The sequence below is a fragment of the Gordonia sp. NPDC003585 genome (assembly GCF_040610755.1).
GTDB lineage: Bacteria > Actinomycetota > Actinomycetes > Mycobacteriales > Mycobacteriaceae > Gordonia.
Genome location: NZ_JBEXMX010000187.1, coordinates 1 through 2,125, shown reverse-complemented (window position 1 = coordinate 2,125; position 2,125 = coordinate 1). Strand labels below are relative to the sequence as shown.

At 67.8% G+C, this 2,125-nt stretch carries 2 protein-coding genes; both read left to right on the top strand.

Going from position 1 to position 2,125, the window contains the following annotated elements; translation table 11 throughout:
• Positions 1-603, top strand: a 603-nt coding sequence (locus ABZW74_RS24495) for a cyanophycin synthetase (RefSeq protein WP_355280105.1), incomplete at its 5' end; no start/stop codon positions are given.
• Positions 600-2,125, top strand: a 1,526-nt coding sequence (gene ftsW, locus ABZW74_RS24490) for a putative lipid II flippase FtsW (RefSeq protein WP_355280103.1), incomplete at its 3' end; no start/stop codon positions are given. The genes ABZW74_RS24495 and ftsW, both read left to right, overlap by 4 nt.

Here is a 2,125-nt window from a genome sequence, read left to right as displayed (position 1 = left end):
GCCCGGGCCATCATCGACGGGCTCACCGCCTTTCGGCCGGCGGCCCATCGCGGGGAGGTGGTCGCGCAGAGCCGGGGGATCCGCTTCGTCGACGACTCCAAGGCCACCAATCCGCACGCCGCGCAGGCGGCGGTCGCGGCCTACCCTCGCGTCGTCTTGATCGCGGGCGGGCTGCTCAAGGGTGCGTCGGTGGTCGAGATGATCGAGGCCATCCGAGATCGGTTGGCCGGAGTGGTGTCGATCGGCCGAGATCGGGACATCATCGCCGACGCGATCGCGCGACACGCCCCAGAAGTCCCAAACGTCACAGTATTCACAGGGGACGATGGCGGGGTGAACGTCCATCGAGCGGATTCGGCCGTCCTTGAAGCGTCGTCGGAGCACCTTGTCGCCGAGCCACCGGCCGACCCGGCCATCGCCGTGATGGAGCGTGCCGTCGCCGAGGCGTGGCAGCTCGCGGTGACCGCCGACACGACGCCGGATGCGATCCTGCTGGCACCCGCCGCCGCATCCCTGGACATGTTCGCCGGCTACGGACGCCGTGGCGACGCCTTCGCGGCGGCCGCCCGACGCATCGCCGACGTCGAGGCGTCGCGTCGATGACGTCGCGGGTGAAGGCAGACACCCGTGGTCGCGGCACCTCCGAGCCGGCAGACGACAACGGCGAGACCCAGGGCGCTTCCGACGACGCTGTAAACGACGACGCCGCACAAGCTGTCGTCGGGGTCGAGAAGAGCTCGCGCGGCACGAGTCGCGCCGCGAAAGTCGAGGTGGCGAAGGTCGAGGTGGCGAAGTCTGCGGCCGCGACCACCGCGTCGCTGCCGGCAACCGTCGCCGAGGCGGTGCGCAGCCTGCTCGCGCGACCGCTCGCGTCGTACCACCTGATCCTGACGCTGGGCTTTCTGCTGACCGCTTTCGGCCTGGTGATGGTGCTCTCGGCGTCATCGGTCGAGGGCTATTCGAAGGACGGCTCGGCCTACGGCCTGTTCTCCACCCAGGTGATCTTCGCGTTCCTGGGATTCTTCGTCTTCTACGTGACGCTTCGTGTCCCGGTTCGGTTCCTGCGCCGAGCCGCCGCGCCGCTGATGATCGTGACCACCATCTTGCTGGCGCTGGTACTGGTCCCCGGACTCGGCACGCTCAGTCAGGGTGCCCGACGATGGTTCGTCGTCTACGGGTTGTCGGTGCAGCCGTCGGAGCTGGTCAAGGTGGCACTCTGCGTGTGGGGTGCGCATCTGCTCGCCTCGCGTCGCCAGGAGAATGCGTCACTGCGTGAGTTGCTCGTCCCACTCGTCCCGGTGGGCATGCTGATCTGTCTGCTGATCATTCTCGAACCCAACCTCAGCACCACGATCACCATCGCGATCATCATCGGGGCGCTGCTGTGGTTCGCCGGGCTGCCGGTCAAGGTGTTTCTCACCTTCGCCGTCTCCGCGATCGGCATCGCGGTCATGCTGGCCCTTGTCGAGGGTTATCGGTCGCAGCGCGTCATGAGCTTCCTGAACAACATCGACGACCCGCAGGGCGCGGGCTACCAGGAACGGCAGGCGACCTACGCCTTGGCCAACGGCGGCGTGTTCGGCGTCGGACTGGGGCAGAGCCGGGCGAAGTGGAACTACCTGCCGAACGCGCACAACGACTTCATCTTCGCCATCATCGGCGAGGAACTGGGCTTGCTCGGCGGACTGCTGGTCGTGTTCTTGTTCGTCGTGCTCGCCTACGTCGGCTTCCGCATCGCTCATCGATCCACCGACCCGTTCCTGCGGCTGATGGCGGCGACCATCACCGTGTTGATCATCGCGCAGGCGCTGATCAACATCGGTTATGTCATCGGTCTGCTGCCGGTCACCGGCATCCAGCTGCCGCTGCTGTCGGCGGGCGGCACCTCGACGCTGACGGTGCTCGCGATGCTCGGTCTGCTCGCGAACGCGGCCCGACACGAACCGGAAGCCGTGGCCGCCCTCACCACCGGACGACCGTCCCGGGTGTCGCGACTACTGCGGTTGCCGACCCCGGTGGCCTACCGCAAGACCCGGGCCGAGACGCTGCGGGACCGGATGGACCAGCGACGCGGTCACAAACCACCATCGGCCGGCCGTGGCGGCATGCTGGGTCGACGGCGGAC